Origin of the sequence: Lentzea sp. DG1S-22 (assembly GCF_036321065.1) — a bacterium.
Taxonomy (GTDB): Bacteria; Actinomycetota; Actinomycetes; order Mycobacteriales; family Pseudonocardiaceae; genus Lentzea; species Lentzea jiangxiensis.
On sequence record NZ_CP143276.1, the window covers coordinates 3,570,920 to 3,586,383 of the forward strand.

General features: G+C 70.8%; 15 protein-coding genes. 8 read left to right on the plus strand and 7 right to left on the minus strand.

Annotation, left to right across the window (positions count from 1 at the left end; translation table 11 throughout):
• Positions 1–68: 68 nt before the first annotated feature.
• The gene (locus V1227_RS15775) at positions 69–1,250 is read left to right on the plus strand and encodes a zinc-dependent alcohol dehydrogenase (protein WP_329793313.1); all 1,182 of its coding nucleotides are present in this window, start codon (positions 69–71) and stop codon (positions 1,248–1,250) included.
• A gap of 19 nt (positions 1,251–1,269) precedes the next feature.
• Positions 1,270–1,890 carry an L-threonylcarbamoyladenylate synthase gene (locus V1227_RS15780; RefSeq protein ID WP_329793314.1) on the plus strand — a complete coding sequence of 207 codons (621 nt, stop codon included), beginning with the start codon at positions 1,270–1,272 and terminating at the stop codon, positions 1,888–1,890.
• A gap of 71 nt (positions 1,891–1,961) precedes the next feature.
• On the opposite strand, the gene V1227_RS15785 is transcribed toward V1227_RS15780, so the two are convergent.
• Positions 1,962–3,785, minus strand: coding sequence for a S8 family serine peptidase (locus V1227_RS15785; protein WP_329793315.1), 1,824 nt, complete (start codon positions 3,783–3,785; stop codon positions 1,962–1,964).
• 239 nt (positions 3,786–4,024) lie between these two features.
• Between V1227_RS15785 and V1227_RS15790 the strand changes: the two genes are divergently transcribed.
• Positions 4,025–4,984: a hypothetical protein gene (locus tag V1227_RS15790; protein ID WP_329793316.1), complete on the plus strand. Its 960-nt coding sequence runs from the start codon at positions 4,025–4,027 to the stop codon at positions 4,982–4,984.
• A 327-nt stretch (positions 4,985–5,311) separates the two neighbouring features.
• Here the strand turns inward: V1227_RS15790 and V1227_RS15795 are convergent, their stop codons facing one another.
• On the minus strand, positions 5,312–5,893 hold the full coding sequence (locus V1227_RS15795) for an NUDIX domain-containing protein (protein ID WP_236219779.1): 582 nt from the start codon (positions 5,891–5,893) through the stop codon (positions 5,312–5,314).
• A 130-nt stretch (positions 5,894–6,023) separates the two neighbouring features.
• Between V1227_RS15795 and V1227_RS15800 the strand changes: the two genes are divergently transcribed.
• Positions 6,024–7,118: a helix-turn-helix transcriptional regulator gene (locus V1227_RS15800; protein ID WP_329793317.1), complete on the plus strand. Its 1,095-nt coding sequence runs from the start codon at positions 6,024–6,026 to the stop codon at positions 7,116–7,118.
• A 151-nt stretch (positions 7,119–7,269) separates the two neighbouring features.
• Here V1227_RS15800 and V1227_RS15805 read toward each other — a convergent pair whose 3' ends face one another.
• Positions 7,270–8,166 (minus strand): ParB/RepB/Spo0J family partition protein, encoded by an 897-nt coding sequence (locus V1227_RS15805; protein WP_329793318.1) that lies wholly within the window; start codon positions 8,164–8,166, stop codon positions 7,270–7,272.
• Between the two features lie 81 nt (positions 8,167–8,247).
• Complete coding sequence (locus tag V1227_RS15810) at positions 8,248–8,640, minus strand: CoA-binding protein (protein ID WP_236219776.1); 393 nt, start codon at positions 8,638–8,640, stop codon at positions 8,248–8,250.
• A 119-nt stretch (positions 8,641–8,759) separates the two neighbouring features.
• On the opposite strand from V1227_RS15810, the gene V1227_RS15815 reads away from it, so the two are divergent.
• Positions 8,760–9,182, plus strand: a complete 423-nt coding sequence (locus V1227_RS15815; RefSeq protein ID WP_329793319.1) for a YciI family protein — start codon at positions 8,760–8,762, stop codon at positions 9,180–9,182.
• A 30-nt stretch (positions 9,183–9,212) separates the two neighbouring features.
• Here the strand turns inward: V1227_RS15815 and V1227_RS15820 are convergent, their stop codons facing one another.
• Positions 9,213–9,938, minus strand: a complete 726-nt coding sequence (locus V1227_RS15820; protein WP_329793320.1) for a LysR family transcriptional regulator substrate-binding protein — start codon at positions 9,936–9,938, stop codon at positions 9,213–9,215.
• A gap of 56 nt (positions 9,939–9,994) precedes the next feature.
• Here V1227_RS15820 and V1227_RS15825 point away from each other — a divergent pair, with 56 nt between their 5' ends.
• Positions 9,995–10,357 carry a DUF5997 family protein gene (locus tag V1227_RS15825; protein WP_329794043.1) on the plus strand — a complete coding sequence of 121 codons (363 nt, stop codon included), beginning with the start codon at positions 9,995–9,997 and terminating at the stop codon, positions 10,355–10,357.
• Between the two features lie 16 nt (positions 10,358–10,373).
• Here the strand turns inward: V1227_RS15825 and V1227_RS15830 are convergent, their stop codons facing one another.
• Complete coding sequence (locus tag V1227_RS15830) at positions 10,374–11,018, minus strand: maleylpyruvate isomerase N-terminal domain-containing protein (RefSeq protein ID WP_329793321.1); 645 nt, start codon at positions 11,016–11,018, stop codon at positions 10,374–10,376.
• A gap of 79 nt (positions 11,019–11,097) precedes the next feature.
• On the opposite strand from V1227_RS15830, the gene ligD reads away from it, so the two are divergent.
• Together ligD and V1227_RS15840 are read left to right on the plus strand one after the other, a co-directional pair.
• Positions 11,098–12,042, plus strand: a complete 945-nt coding sequence (gene ligD, locus V1227_RS15835) for a non-homologous end-joining DNA ligase (RefSeq protein WP_329793322.1) — start codon at positions 11,098–11,100, stop codon at positions 12,040–12,042.
• Positions 12,032–12,964, plus strand: coding sequence for a DNA polymerase domain-containing protein (locus V1227_RS15840; protein ID WP_329793323.1), 933 nt, complete (start codon positions 12,032–12,034; stop codon positions 12,962–12,964). Before ligD ends, V1227_RS15840 begins: the two co-directional genes overlap by 11 nt.
• Before the next feature lie 264 nt (positions 12,965–13,228).
• Here V1227_RS15840 and V1227_RS15845 read toward each other — a convergent pair whose 3' ends face one another.
• Positions 13,229–15,457 carry a caspase family protein gene (locus V1227_RS15845; protein ID WP_329793324.1) on the minus strand — a complete coding sequence of 743 codons (2,229 nt, stop codon included), beginning with the start codon at positions 15,455–15,457 and terminating at the stop codon, positions 13,229–13,231.
• Between the last annotated feature and the right edge of the window lie 7 nt (positions 15,458–15,464).

A 15,464-nucleotide genomic window follows, 5' to 3' on the forward strand; every position in this document is an offset into this window, starting at 1 on the left:
TCTCCAAAACCGGGGAAAGAAAGTCCTCCCAGGTTATCAATGCCGACGGCCGGGGAAAGCCACTGGGCATGAAGGCAGTCACTTGGCACGGCAAACGAGACGTCCGGGTCGACAGCGTGCCCGACCCGATCCTCAAGGAGCCCGAGGACGTCATCGTGAAGATCACGTCCAGCGGCATCTGCGGGTCGGACCTGCACCTCTACGAGGTCCTCGGCCCGTTCCTGACCGAGGGCGACATCCTCGGGCACGAGCCGATGGGCATCGTCGAGGAGGTCGGGCCGCAGGTCACCGACGTCAAGCCCGGCGACCGGGTGGTCATCCCGTTCAACGTCTCCTGCAACACGTGCGCGATGTGCACGGACGGCCTGCAGAGCCAGTGCGAGACGACGCAGGTGCGCGAGCACGGCTCGGGGGCCGCGCTGTTCGGCTACACGAAGCTCTACGGCCAGGTCCCCGGCGGGCAGGCGGAGTACCTGCGGGTCCCGTTCGGCAACACGCTGCCGATCAAGGTGCCGGAGGGCCCGCCGGACGACAGGTTCGTCTACCTCAGCGACGTGCTGCCCACGGCGTGGCAGGCGGTCGAGTACGCGGACGTCCGCCCCGGGTCGACGGTCGCCGTCCTCGGTCTCGGCCCGATCGGCGACATGGCCTGCCGGGTCGCGCGGCACCGCGACGCGCGCGTCATCGGCATCGACCTCGTCCCCGAGCGCTTGGCCCGCGCGAAGGCCCGCGGCATCGAGACCGTCGACCTGCGCGGCGCCGGCAAGCGCCTCACCGAGGTCGTCCGCGACCTCACGAAGGGCCGCGGACCCGACGCCGTGATCGACGCGGTCGGCATGGAGGCCCACGGCGCGCCCGCGGCCAAGATGGCGCAGCAGCTCACGGGCCTGCTGCCGGACGCGGTGGCGCAGCGGTTCATGAAGGAGGCCGGCATCGACCGCCTCAGGGCCCTCTACAGCGCGATCGACATGGTGCGCCGCGGCGGCACGATCTCGATCGTGGGCGTCTACGGCGGCATGGCGGACCCGATGCCGATGCTGACCATGTTCGACAAGCAGATCCAGCTGCGCATGGGCCAGGCGAACGTGTGGCGCTGGGTGCCGGAGATCCTGCCCCTGCTCACCGACGACGACCCGCTGGGCGTGGACGACTTCGCGACGCACCGCCTGCCGCTCGACGACGCCCCGAAGGCGTACGAGACGTTCCAGAAGAAGAACGACGGCATGGTCAAAGTGCTGCTCAAACCTTGATCGGCATATCCTGCCCCGCATGGCCAAGTACCTGGACGTCCACCCGGTCAACCCGCAGAAGCGCGCCATCGACCAGGCCGTGCGGATCCTGCGGGAGGACGGCCTGATCGCGTACCCGACGGACTCCTGCTACGCGCTCGGCTGCCGCCTGGGCAACAAGGACGGCATCGACCGCATCCGGGAGATCCGCAAGCTCGACGACAAGCACCACTTCACGCTGATGTGCGAGAACTTCGCGCAGCTCGGCCAGTTCGTGGTGGTGGACAACGCCGTGTTCCGCGCGGTCAAGGCCTCCACACCCGGCAACTACACGTTCATCCTGCCCGCGACGAAGGAGGTGCCGCGCCGCATGATGCACCCGAAGAAGAAGACGGTGGGCGCGCGCATCCCCGACCACCCCGTGACGCGGGCGCTGCTCGAGGCGATGGGCGAGCCGCTGCTCACGTCGACGCTGCTGCTGCCGGACGAGGCGGAGCCGCTCGTGCAGGGCTGGGAGATCAAGGAACGGCTCGACCACGTGGTGGACGCGGTGATCGACTCCGGGGAGTGCGGCACCACGCCCACCACGGTGGTGGACTTCTCGAGCGGCGAGGCCGAGATCATCCGCTACGGCGCGGGCGACCCGGACCGCTTCGAGTAGCGCGTGGACTGTCGTGCGACGGGAACGGTGGCGGCTTCGGCCGCCACCGTTCCCTGTGGACGGAGCTGCGGCTACGACACGACGAGCGCGTAGTCCGCGTCCGTCGCCGCCGTCTCCACGTGACCGTCCACGTTGACCGCGGTCGCGATGACCTCGACGGTCCACGTGCCCGCCGCGGCCGTCTGGACCAGCACGTTCTCCACGGTGTCGACGGTGTTCGCGGAGCCGCCGGACGTGGACCAGTTCCCGGCCAGCAGACCGTTGTTGCCCCAGTAGACGGTGCCGTTCGGGGCCGTGACCTTGAGCGTCAGGTCGTTGACGGTCGCCTTGGCCGCGGTCGGCGAGCCGGCCGGGTCGGTGTAGGCGAGCGTGGCGCGCAGCGGCGTCTGGCCGTTGGACGTCACCGTGTACTTGCGCGTCTGGCCGGTGGTGACGAGGTCGGTCTCGTTCACGAGCACCGGCAGCTTCCAGCCGCCCGCCTTGGCGCGGTCGTAGAGGTTGCGGACGGACGCGGTGCCCCAGCCCTGGTGCGTGCGGGTCTGGTCGTGCGTGGTGCCGGAGAACGCGTGCTGGTCCGCGGTGTTGATCAGCAGCGCCTTGGCGGTCGCGGCGTGCGGGCGCGCGGCGAAGACGTCGCGGCCCTTGCCGGGGCCGCCGTCGAACACGCCGTCGGCCCACATCTGGAACAGCAGACCGGCGTTGCCGCAGGTGATCGGCGTGGCGCCGGAGGTGCCGCCGAACGACGTGGTGTAGGCGGTGTCGCTGGTGGAGGTCGTCGTGTCGATGCGGTCGTAGAAGTTCGACAGCTCCGGCTTGATGCGGCCGTCCGCGGCGGGGCCGATCGACGCTCCGCCGTTCCACCTGTCATCGGTCCGCGAGGCGGTGTTGTAGTGGTAGTGGCCGCCGACCGAGAGCACGTTCTTCGCCCACGCCTGCGGGCGCGAGCTGCGGGTGCCCGCGTTGCTCTGCGACTGGCAGATCAGGATGTCGTGGTCGAACACGATCCGGTCCATCTGCTGCGAGATCGAGTTGTACGACGTGGTCAGCGCGTCGCCCCAGCTGTTGCTCTGGAACACCGCGCGGTACTGGCCGGCCGGGTCGACGAGCTGCCGGGTGTGGGCGTAGCGGTCACCGGAGCCGTAGATCGCGAAGATGCCCTGCGCCTCGGGCAGCAGGCCGCGGTGCGCGGACGAGACGCCGGACGCGAAGATCTGCCCGTACGTCGACGTGCCGTGCGAGGTGCTCGTGGAGTTGCCGGTGTGCATCAGCGGCGGACGCGCGCGGAACTCCTGGTGCGTGGTGCGCAGGCCGCCGTCCATCACCTCGCCCCGCACGCCCCTGCCCCGGTAGCCACCCACGCTCTCGACGTAGTTGGCGCCGGAGGACTCCCGCGAGATGGCCATGTCGGTCTGCGGCGCCGACACGGGGTCGATCGCGATCACGGCGGGGAACTTCGCGAGTTCCGCGGCCTGGCCCGCGTCGAGCGTCGCCATGAGGTGCTCGCGGCTGGCGGAGATGGAGTTCACCTTGCCGCCCAGCGACTTCACCCTGTCGGCGACGGCCCTCTGGTCGCGCTCGTCCTGCTCGACCAGGGTGATCAGGTAGTCCGACGCCCCGCCCAGGGCCATGATCCGCGGCTGGGCCTGGAACGGCTTCACCTCCCGCACGTAGCTCAACCGGGCGACACGAGCGGTGGTCGTCATGCGGGCGAGGTAGGTGCCGTCCTGGACGAACGCGCCGAGCCGCACGCCGAGGCCTTCGAGCTGGTGGCGCTGGGCGTCGGACAGGGTGTCGCGGAACTGCAGCAGGTAAGCGCTCTCAGCCGGGGCCGCCACGGCGGGAACGCCGCTGATCAGCGCGAACGCCGACACGACTGACAAGATTGTGCGCAGCACGAATACAACCTCCATCGGCAGGGATGGCGATGACCGGAGGAAGTCACCGCCCGTGACCAGCACATTACCGCGAAACACCTGGTCAGGACATCAGTCGTTCGGCGGTGATCATGCAGCGGGACGGCTGGGAGAATCCTTTCGGCCGCCGGAATTCGCGTTCACCCGGATGGTGCACCCGGAGTAACGTCCGATCAGGTAAGCCCGACATGCCCGGCAAAGCATTTCCGCGCGGAGGACGGATGCCTGTCTCACCTGAGCAGCTCATGGAAGAACTGCGCACCCTGTGCCGGGGGCGCGGTGTGCAGACCCCCGGTGTCGACTTCCACGTCGGCCCGGCGCTGCGCCAGGTGTGCGGCATCGTCGAGACCGACGGCGCGGAAGCCGTGCGGACGAGGCTGCGCGACTGGGTCGTGAACGCGGTGCGCGGTTTTCCGGCCGAGGTCCGCAACGCCGTTCTGGCACCTCTCGGGCTGCACGACGAAGCGCAGTTCCGGTTCCTCAACGAACGCATCGAATGGCTTGCGCGGCAACAGGACCGCGGGGCGCGCACGGTGCGCAGGAGGATGGATGCCGGGCTGCAGCGCTTGGTGGAGGTAGCGCTGCAGCCGGCCCCTTCGACGACGCACGTGACGCCGTCGGAACTGTGGCACGTCAAGGAGTTCGACGCGCTGTTGAAGCTGGACGGCCCGACGCCCGCGTGCACCGAGCGCCGGACCGTCGTGGCGGACACCGATGGTGTCAACGAGATCGCGTGGTCGATCACGATCCCCGCCCCCACGCCCGACGGCGCTCCAGGTGACCTGGACGTGGAGGTCTTGCACGGGGTGGAGCTGATCGGCCACGAACGTCCGTCCCCACGGCGTTTCCTGATGAAGCTGCGGTTGCCCCGACCCCTCAACGCGGGACAAACGCACCAGTTCGCACTCGAGGTGCGGGTGCCACGAGGACAGTCCATGCGTCCGACCTACGTGTTCTGGCCGGAGCGGATGTGCGAGTCGTTCCGGTTGCGCGTGCGCTTCGACCGGGACGACCTCCCGGCGTCGGTGTGGCGCGTCGAGGAAGCCCTCGCGCGCGACACCGATGACCTGACGCCTTGGCCGCAAACGCTGCCGCTGGACGAGATCGGTGAGATCGACGTGCAGTTCCCACACCCTCGTCAGGGCCGCGGCTACGGCGTGCAGTGGACGCCACGCGGATAGCCGGAGACGGTCAGATCATCTCGGTGCAGAAGTGCGGTTCCACGGCTGACACCTCCCTCCGATGGTCAGGGAGAACCGCAGTCCGATGTCGAGTCAGAGCACCGTCGCGATGAAGACACTGCCGGCCATGAATCCCACTAAAAGGCAGATCGTGGCAACTTTCACGACGGTGGCGAGTGAGCAGATCATTCTCATCGAGAAATTCACCTCCTCATTCTGACTGGCTTATCGGGCTGATGTTCTCGCCGATGCACCAAGAGTGGCTTTCCGCCAGTCGAATGAGAACGGGTTTCCTGTTTCCTCCGCAATGAGGAAACCCTGGAAACGCTATTTCTGAGCAGTGCGGCGCAGTGCCATCACGAGCAGCGCGTGCGCGCTGCCGGCGTGCGGGAGCATGCCCTGCCGGACCAGGTCGAGGGCGTGGCAGAACGGCATCGTCCGCACCCTCAGGTCGGCCTCGCCGGGCTCCAGCGACGGCTCCCCCTGCGTGAGGTCCGTGGCCAGGAAGATGTGGTCGACGTGGTTGCTGAGGCTGTCGGCCCCGTGGATCTGCCCGAGCCGCTCCCAGGTGGCCGCGCGCAGGCCGGTCTCCTCGGCGAGTTCGCGCCGTGCCGCGGCCAGCGGGTCGTCGTCCGCCTCGTCGACGGCACCCCCCGGCAGGCGCCACTCGGTGCCGCCGTGCGTGTAGATCCACTGGCGGGTCAGCACGACGTGGTCGTCGTCCTGGATCGCGAGGACCGTGACCGATCCCGGCGCCACCACGTGCGTGTACGTGCCGTGCCCGCCGTCGGGTCTGACGACGCTGTCGGAGCGAACCTCGAACCACTGCGACCGGTGGACCACGTTGGTCGCCAAGCGCTGCCAGACCATCACCACACCAGCCGCCTCGTCGGACCGCGTCATCACCATGACTCACATGGAACCACCGGCAACCGCTCCGATTGCTCCCAGTTGATCGTCAATCAACGGCCAAAAAATGGACATTGCGCATTCGGGTGTTTGACGGCCCCCACACTTCCGGGCGGAGGGGGTGAAGCCGTTGTCGCCCACGTTCGCCCAGGAGGTTCGCCGCCTGCGCAACGAGCGCGGGTACTCGCTGAGCCAGATGACCGGCCTCGTACCGTACAGCAAGGGACACCTCAGCAAGATCGAACGCGGTCACGTTCACCCGAATCCCGAAATGGCGAAGCTGTTCGACGCGGCCCTCGAAGCCGGCGGCCGTCTGATCGAGCTGGCCGACGCCCCGGCCCGGCCGGTCCAGAGCGACCACAGCACCCTGCTGACCTTCGACTCGATGTTCGACCACCACCGCGCCCTCGGCCACCGCCTGAGCCCCGAATTGGTCCTGGCGAGCCTGCGCCCCCAGGTGGAGGCCCTGAGCGCCCTCGCCCGCTCCGCCGACGACCCGGCCCTCGGCCGGGGCCTGTGGCTGCTGGCGGCGAAGTACGCGGAATACGCGGGCTGGATGGAACAGGAACGCGGCGACGACGCCTCGGCGGCGGAACTCACGAAACTCGCCGTGCACTACGCGCACAAAGGCGGCGACCTGGACCTGGAGGCCTACGCCTACGTGCGGGCCTCGGAATTCGCCCTCTACCGGGGCGACGCCCACGCCACCGTCCGCTACGCGCGCAAAGCGGCCAAATCCCGTTCCACCGCGGTGAAAGCGGTCGCCGCCCAGCGCGAAGCCCAGGGATTCGCCCTCGCCGGAGTCGCCGACCGCTGCCAGGAAGCCCTGGACCGGGCAGCGGAACTGCAGCGGACCGTCAGCGAATCGCCCTACGGCACAACCAGCCTCGTCGACCAGGTGGCCATCGCCCGCGCCTGGTCGTTCCACGACCTGGGCCGGCACGCCGAAGCGGCGGCCATCCTCGACGCCCAGATGCCGTTGATCGCACCCGCGGCCCTGCGCGCCCGGACCCGCTTCGGCCTGCGCCGCGCCCTGGCCCACGCCGAGGCGGGCGACGTGGACCACGCCTGCTCACTGGTCGTCGAGCTGCTGGACGACATCCGGCAGGTGCGGTCCGCCACCGTCCACATCGACCTGACGGCGTTCAGCAGGTTGTTGTCCCGCCTGCGTCCCGCGGCGGGGCGCGAGGTCGCCGGTGAGATCAGCGAGATCCTCTTCGCCTAGAGCGCGCAGGTCCGGCCCGCGCCTACGCCGCCGGCTCGGGCCGCTCGGGCAGCCTCTGGCGCCGTTCCGGGAAGGCGGGAACGGCGACCTTCGCCCACGCGACGAGGGCTAACCGCCGTTGATCGGCCTGCACGGCGACGCCACCGGGGACCTAGACCGCGGTCCGCCGTCCTTCCTGCTCCAGCGCCTCCGCCATCTCCACCCACGCCTCGGCGCACCCGCGAGCCATGTCCGCCACCAGCTCCCGGCAGTGCGAGGGCACCCCGGACACCACGGCGGCCCACTCCCCCGACGACACCGCGTGCGCCTCCAGCCACCGCAGCACCAGCCGCCCGTGCTCGTTGAAGCGCAGCGAGGGGTCCCGGCGCAGGATCGGCAGGGTGGCCCCGGGATCGCGGACCTCGGTCCGTCCCGCGGGCAGCACCGCCTCGGCCCGTTCGGCGGCCCGCATCCGCTCCGGCACGGGGTCCAGTCCGGCGCTCAGCCGTCGCCGGACGTCACGCACGGTTCCCGGTGACACCCCGGCCGCACGGGCGATGTCCCGCAACGACGCGTCGGGCCGTTCGGCGACGAGCCGCCCGGCCAGGCGACGGCCGGCGGCGGAGTTCACGGGCCGCGACTTGCCGTCCCGGCCCACCCGGACGGCGGCCTGGCCACCGACGGCCCGGCGCAGGACGCCGACCGACTTGGCTGCCAGGCCGGTGACGGCGGCGATCGCGCGGTCCGACCACTGCGGGTGCGAGCGCAGCAGGCGTCGGGCGGCGGCCTCGCGGTCGGCGGTGGAGAGCGTCGCCAGGTTCAGCGACACGGAGAGCCCGAACAGGTCCTCCACGGCGCCGTCGACGTACTCGACCTCGACGGAGCGGCAGCCGCGCAGGACGGCGGCCTTCAGGCGGTGGGTTCCGTCGACGACCTTCATCGTCGAGCGGTGCACCACTATCGGTGGCAGCTGGGCGCCGGACGACGCCAGCGAACGGATGAAGTCATCGTTGTGGCCACGAGTCCGCGGCGAGTCCGCGGGTCGCAGCGCCGTGATGTCGACGAGCATGCGAAACCAAGCCCCCCAGGCTGATTCGGCCCTCGGAACCCCCAGGTGTCCGAGAACTACCCGGGCAGGTTAGCCAGTTGTTCAACGGGAGCGCCACTCGATCGCGGGACAAACGTCCATCACCATGCGCAACCCCGCGGCGCGGGTGCGCTCGTACGCCTCGTCGTCCACCACGCCGAGCTGGAACCAGACGGCCTTCGCGCCGATGGAAACGGCCTCGTCGGCGAACTGGCCCGCGTCCTGCGAGCGGCGGAACACGTCCACCACGTCGACCTCGAACGGGATCTCGGCCAGGGACGCGTAGCCCGGCTCGCCGTGCACGGTCTCGGCCGACGGGTGCACCGGCACGATCTTCTTGCCGCGTTGCTGCAGGAAGCGGGCCACGCCGTGGGCGGCGCGGGACGGGTTGTCCGAGAGCCCCACGATGGCCCAGACCTGGCAGTTCTCGAGGATCCAGTCGACGTCTTCGCGCATGCCTTCCACACTAACCCTGTGACGCCGGTCACATATCCGGTCCGCCGGTCGAAACAGCCGGGCCGCCGATCGACGCGTGGGTAGAAACGCACCGGACGCACCAGGCAGAGGAGATCGAGATGCGGTTCATGGTCATCGTCAAGGCCACCCCGGAGACCGAGGCCGGCGTGATGCCGACGACCGAGGAGCTCGCCGCGATGGGCGACTTCAACGAGGAGCTCGTCAAGGCCGGCGTGATGCTCGCGGGCGACGGCCTCTACCCCAGCTCGAAGGGCGCGCGGGTCGCGTTCGACGGCAAGGGTGCGACGACGGTCGTCGACGGGCCGTTCACCGAGAGCAAGGAGCTGATCGCGGGCTTCTGGATCTGGGAGCTGCCGAGCCTGCAGGACGCCGTCGAGTGGCTCAAGAAGGCCCCGTTCGTCAACGGGGAGGTCGAGATCCGCCAGGTCCACGGCGACGAGGCGTTCGGCGAGGCGCTCACGCCGGAGCTCAAGGCCCAGGAGGACCGCCTGCGCGAGCAGATCTCCGCCCAGAACCAGTAGTCCGGCGGCTGCGGACCCGGTGGTGCCGGCTCAGCGGCCCCGGCGGGGTTTCGCGCGCTTGGCCTGCTGCTTCTGCTTGGGCTGGGACGCGGCACCCCGCCGCTGCTGCTTGGCCGGCTGCCGGGGAGCCTGCTGCCGCTTCCCGGCGGGCTCCGGCGCCGGTCCGCGGGTGCTGTTGACCGTGCGGCCGCGCACGATGCCGATCATGTGCTCGACCAGCTCGGGGTTCTCGTCGCGGATCGGGAACGACAGCGCGACGCGGGACTGCGGCGCGTCCGTCAGCGGCACGTGCTTCAGGTCCTTGCGGTGGTGCAGGCGCGCCAGCGACTGCGGCACGACCAGCAGCCCCACGCCCGCCGCGACGATCTCGACCGCGTCCGCGGTGGACTCCGGCCGTTCGACGGGCGCCTGTCCGGGCACCACGTCCCACTCGAGCGTGTCGTCGAGCGGCTGCCACAGCACGTGCTCCGCGAGGTCCACAAGGGACAGTTCGTCGGCGGCCGCGAACTCGTGGTCCTTCGGGAACACGACGACGGTCGTCTCGGTGTAGAGCGGGATCGCGTGCAGGTCCTCCCGGTCGCCGGGGAGCCTGAGCAGCGCGGCGTCGGCCTCGCCCGCCCGCACCCTGCCCGCGGCCTCGGCGGCGGGCACCTGGACGAGGGTCAGCTCGGTCTCCGGCAGGCGGTCCTGCCAGACCCGTGCCCACTTGCCCGGCGTCACGCCTGGGACGTACGCGAGCGTGAACGATCCGGTCACGTGCTGAGGCTACCGGACGAGCCCGTTACCCTTTCCGCATGAAGTCGCAGCAGACCATGAAGCCCGCCACCGCCGCCAAGAAGCTCGGCGTGTACCTCGAGGCGACGCCCGAGGAGTTCCAGGCGGGCGTCGTGTCGCGCGACGAGCTGAACGAGTTGCAGGCGAACCCGCCGCAGTGGCTGGCGGACCTGCGCCGCAACGGCCCGCACCCCAAGCAGCTCATCGCGCAGAAGCTCGGCATCTCGACGTCGGGCCTCGTGCGCGGGGGCATCACCGAGGCGCTGACCACCGACCAGATCAACGCGATCAAGGACGAGAACCCGGACTGGCTGGTGCGCGAGCGCGCCACCTACAAGGAGTTCAAGGCCGAGGAGGCCCGCCTCGCGGAGAAGGCGCGTCTCGAGGAGCAGGAGAGCTGACCGGGCGCCCGTCGCGCTAGCCGAGCACGTACGGGATCCGCCGCTCCCCCAGTTCGGCGCGTTCCGCGGCGGTCGCGGGGCGCCGTCCCGTTCCCACCAGCAGCACGTCCACGTCGGACCACGTCGCGGGGAACGCCCCGGCGACCCGTTCGAGCACCTCGCGGCACCTCGCGAGCGCGTCGGCGGGCGGTCCGGGAACGTGCGGCAGGTGCGCGACCAGGTCGAGGTGGTGCAGCGTCCACTCCCAGACGTAGGCGTTCAGGTAGCCGGCCGTGCACAGCACCATGTCCTGGGTGCTCACCTTGAGCGTCGGGTCGGCGAGGCCGGCCGCGCGCAACGCCGCCTGTCCCACGTCGTCGACGTGGTGCTTCAGCATCCACGGCTCGCCGTACGCGGCGGCGAGCCGCACGGTCAGCGCGGCCAGCGGGTCGTCGTCGGCGGGTTCGTGCGCGACCTTCCAGTACGTCACCTCGTCGTGCGTGACGGGGTCCGCGGTGGGCGTCACCAGCGTGATCAGCACGTCCTGGGCGTCGGTCACGAGGTGGCACACCAGGTCGCGCACCAGCCAGCCGTCGCAGCCGGACGGGCGGGCGAAGTCGTCGTCGCCGAGGTCGCGCACCGCTCCGAGAAGCGCCCCCAGCGCTCGCGAAAAGAGATCCACACCGGCAAACTACCCACGTCCGGCCGGTGCAAGCGTCGTTTGCGCTGAGGAAACGCCGCGCAACGGTTAGGTTGGGGGCATGGGCAAGTCCCCGGCTGTGGAGCTCGAGGTGGAGGACCGCGTCGTGCGGATCTCCAACCCCGACCGCGTCTACTTCCCCGCTCGCGGCGAGACGAAGCTGGACCTCGCGCACTACTACCTGTCCGTCGGCGACGGCATCGTCCGCGCCCTGAGGGAACGGCCGTGCATGCTGCACCGCTTCCCCGAGGGCGTCACGGGCGAGAAGGTGCACCAGAAGAGGCTCCCGAACGGCGCTCCGCCGTGGGTGCGGACCGTGCGCGTGCACTTCCCGCGCTACAACCGCCACGCCGACGAGCTCCGCGTCACGCACCTCGCCGACGTGATCTGGGCCGTGCAGATGTCCACTGTGGAGTTCCACCCGTGGAACTCGCGCGCGGCGGACACGGAGAAGCCCGACGAGTGGCGCATCGACCTCGACCCCGGACCCACGTGCACGTTCGACCGCGTGCGCAGGGTCGCGGGCGTCGTGCGGGAGGTGCTGGCGGAGCTGGGGGCTGTCGGGTTCCCGAAGACGTCCGGGTCGAAGGGCCTGCACGTCTACGTGCGGATCAAGCCGGACTTCGGCTTCCAGGACGTGCGCAAGGCGGCGCTGGCGTTCGCGCACGAGGTCGAACGCCGCGCGCCGGACGACGTGGAAACCACGTGGTGGCGCAAGGACCGCGACCCGGCGCTGGTCTTCGTGGACTACAACCAGAACACGCGCGACCGCACGATCGCGAGCGCGTACTCGGTGCGCGGCTTCCCCGAGGCGACGGTGTCGACGCCGATCCGCTGGGACGAGATCCCGGACGTCGACCCGCGCGACTTCACGATCGCCACCGTGCCGAAGCGCTTCGCCGAGCTCGGCGACCTGCACGCCGGCATCGACGACGCCGTGTGGTCGATAGAGCCGCTGCTGGAGTGGGCCGCCCGCGACGAACTCGAGGTTCCCGATGAGCACTAGTCCGCTGAAGTTCTCGTCGCTCGACCAGCCGCTCTTCGGCGGCCTGCTCAAGGGCGACCTGGTGGAGTACCTCGACTTCGTCGCCGACAGGTTCGTGCCGGTGCTCGCCGGCCGGCAGCTGTCGGTGTGGCGGATCCTGCGCGGGCAGGACCCGTTCATGCAGAAGAACGTACCCAAGTACACACCGGGCTACGTGCGGACCGTCGAGGTCTGGGCGGAGGCGTCGCACCGCAAGATCCGCTACGCCGTGTGCGACGACAAGCAGACCCTGATGTGGTTCGCGAACCAGCGCGCCGTCGAGTACCACGTGCCGCTCTACCTCGGCGACCACTTCGGCGACGACCACCACCAGACCCACATGGTGCTCGACGTGGACCCGCCCGAGGGCGCCGGCTTCGACGTCGTGGTGTCGTCGGCCCTGCTGATCCGGGAGGCTCTGGCGGCCGCCGGGCTGGAGGGCCTGGTGAAGACCAGCGGCGCCAAGGGCGTGCACGTCTTCGTGCCGCTGGAGGAGCACTCCCCCGACGACGTGGCCGCCGCGACCCGTGCCGTGGCTGCCCGCGCGGAGAAGCTGGACCCGGACCTCGCGACCACGGCTTACATCCGTGCCGAGCGGGGCGGGAAGGTGTTCCTCGACTCGACGCGTGCCTGGGGTGCCACGGTCGTCGCTGCCTACAGCCCGCGGTTGCGCGAGGGCCTGCCCATCTCGTTTCCGGTGCCTTGGGAGTCGTTGCGGGACGTCACGCCCGCTGATTTCACCGTCCGGTCCCGGTTCGAGGGGGATCCTTGGCGTGAGCTGATGCCCGGGGCGCAGCGGTTGCCCGCGGACCTGATCGCCGAGGGGCACACGATTCCGGTGGCTCGGGTTGTGGCCATGCACGAGGGGAAGCGGCGGAAGCGGGAGCGCGAGGGGCAGGGGTAGGAGCAGGGGCGGCTCGGCGTCGCGCGGGTGGGGCTGCGCCAGGGTGCACGACCACGCGTGATGGCGGTCGTGCACGCGATGTCCACCGTGCGCGCAGCGCCAGCCGTGCGCGCAGCGCCAGCCGTGCGCGCAGCGCCAGCCGTGCGCGCAGCGCCAGCCGTGCGCGCAGCGCCAGCCGTGCGCGCGACACCTGCCCACCACCCACCCGAGCTGCGCACGCGACGCCGACCCACCACAGCTCCCAGCCCAGCCACCACCCCCCACTCAGCGGCCACGCGCGAAGTAAGCGATCACCGCCGCCGCCAAAGGCAACGTCACGTGCGCCACGCTGACGAACGTCGGCTCCGAAGCGGACACGAAGTCGTTGGCCCGCACCACCAGCCCGGCCGCCACGGCAGCACACGCGGCGAACCTGGCCACCCCAGCCGTCAGGACCACGATCAGCGGAACCACCACCAGCCCCGCCAGGCTCGCGTGCGTGACGTACGGCGGCACCTCGGCCGTCAGCATCAGCACCGCGTCCAAGAGCAGGAGCCCCGGCGCGACACCTCCCAGCCACGTCCGGTCACGCCACAGGCGGAACACCGCGAGACACGTCAGAGCCACCGCCAGCACGACGAGGGCCACGTCCACGGCGTCGCCGTTGATCGACACGAGATCCGAAGCCGACGCCGCCACCACGTAGACGCCGACCGCACCCAGCCCGCCTCCGGCGATCCCGTGCCACGACGGCAGGGCGGCGGCGACTGCCGGCACCACCGCGGCCAGGCCGAAGGCGATCCACGTGAAGGCCTCGGTGCCGCTGAGCAGTCCGGTCACGCCGGTCAGCAGGCCGAGGGCGGCGCCGGATACCCACGGGTGGTCGCGGCACGTCATCGCGAACACCGCCGCGACCAGCGCCCACGGCCACACGGCGGCGAACACGAAGGTGTGCGGGCTGGAGTCGCCCAGGTTGCCGAGGACGCCTCCGGACACCGCCACCAGGCCGATGACCAGCAGCACCAGGGCGAGGCCCGCACCGAGGCGCGGCAGCACGGCGAGGAGCTGTCCGGCAGCGGGCGCGACCGGTTCCGGTGTGCCGGTGCGGGAGGGCGGTGGCGACGCGACGGGCAGGGGCGTCACGGGCGGGGGTGCGACCGGCCTCGGCTTCTCGGGCGTGGGGCGGGACGCCGCGGGTTTCCGCGGTTTCTCCCCCAGTGCCTCGGCCGCGGCGGCCGCCACCATCCGGCTGTCGTCCTCCGTCAGCCGCCGCAACGCCAGGCGCGCGGCCAGCACGCGGCCCTCGTGCGCCACCGAGAGCATCCGCCGCAGTTCCGGGACGGCGCCCGCGCGCACGCCCGGCAGCGCGTGGTCGAGGGCGTCCTGCAGTTCGGCGGGGAGGGCGGCGGGGACCGAGACCGGGCGGGCGCGGCGGGCTATGCGCAGGTCGCCGCGGACGTCGAGCATCCACTTGCCCGGGGTCTGGTGCGGGGTCACGCGGCGGACGCGGTCGTAGACGTACTCGTAGAGCTCGTCGAGGCCCACGTGGCCGTCGTTGTCGCGGTCGGCGTCGCCGGACTCCAGGCCCTCGACCAGGGCCGCGGTGAACACGGACGGTTCGCCCTCGGAGGTGTCGGCGACGGTGGCGCCCTCGAAGGCGTACTCCATGGACGACGAGGCGGTGATGACGGCTCGGCCGCGGCCTCCGAAGTGTTCTTCGAGGCTCACCGCGCCGCCCGCCCTCGCGACCATGCCGCGGCCGAACGCGCCGGAGTAGCAGCAGTCCAGCAGGAGCACGATGCGGCGCGAACGGGAGCGGTTCATGCGGCGGGCCACGAAGTCCGCGGCCACGGCCGTGCCCGCCAGGCGGGCGAGCTTGGTGCTGGAGGTGGCGAAGTGCAGCTCTCCGGCCTCGTCCTTCACGCCGTGGCCGGAGAAGTGCAGGACCAGGAGGTCGTCGGGCTCGCGGTCGGCGAAGAAGTCGTCCACCGCCTCGGTGATCTCCGAGGCCGTGGAGTTGATCAGAGTGCGCACGTGGAAGCCGCCCACGTTCGGGTCGGCCAGCACCTCGCCCAGGCGCGCGGCGTCGTGGGCGGGCGCGCGCAGCGAGGACAGGCCCGGGTCGGCGAACTCGTAGCTCGCGATGATCAGCGCGTAGCGGTGCAGGTGGCGGCCGAGCCACGCGGAACGGCGCGCCAGCTCCTCCTCGGTGGGCGCGCCGGTGAGCTCCAGCGCGTCGCCGTCGGCCTCGACGGTCACCGAACGTTCGCGGCGCTGGCCGAGCCACGCTGACACGGCGTTGATCAGCGCCGCTAGGACCGTGGACTGGGACACGGTGGTGAGCAGCGTGCCGAGCTCGTTCCAGTCGACGGCCTTGGAACCCTCGGGAGCCTCGCCGGCGGCTCCGGGAACGGGTGCGAAGTCCTGGAGCTCCGACCGCAGGAAGGCGGTGAGCTGCTCGATGCGCTCGTCGTCGGCGCCGTCTTCGTGGATGCGCAGTGTGACGTGGGTCATAACGGCC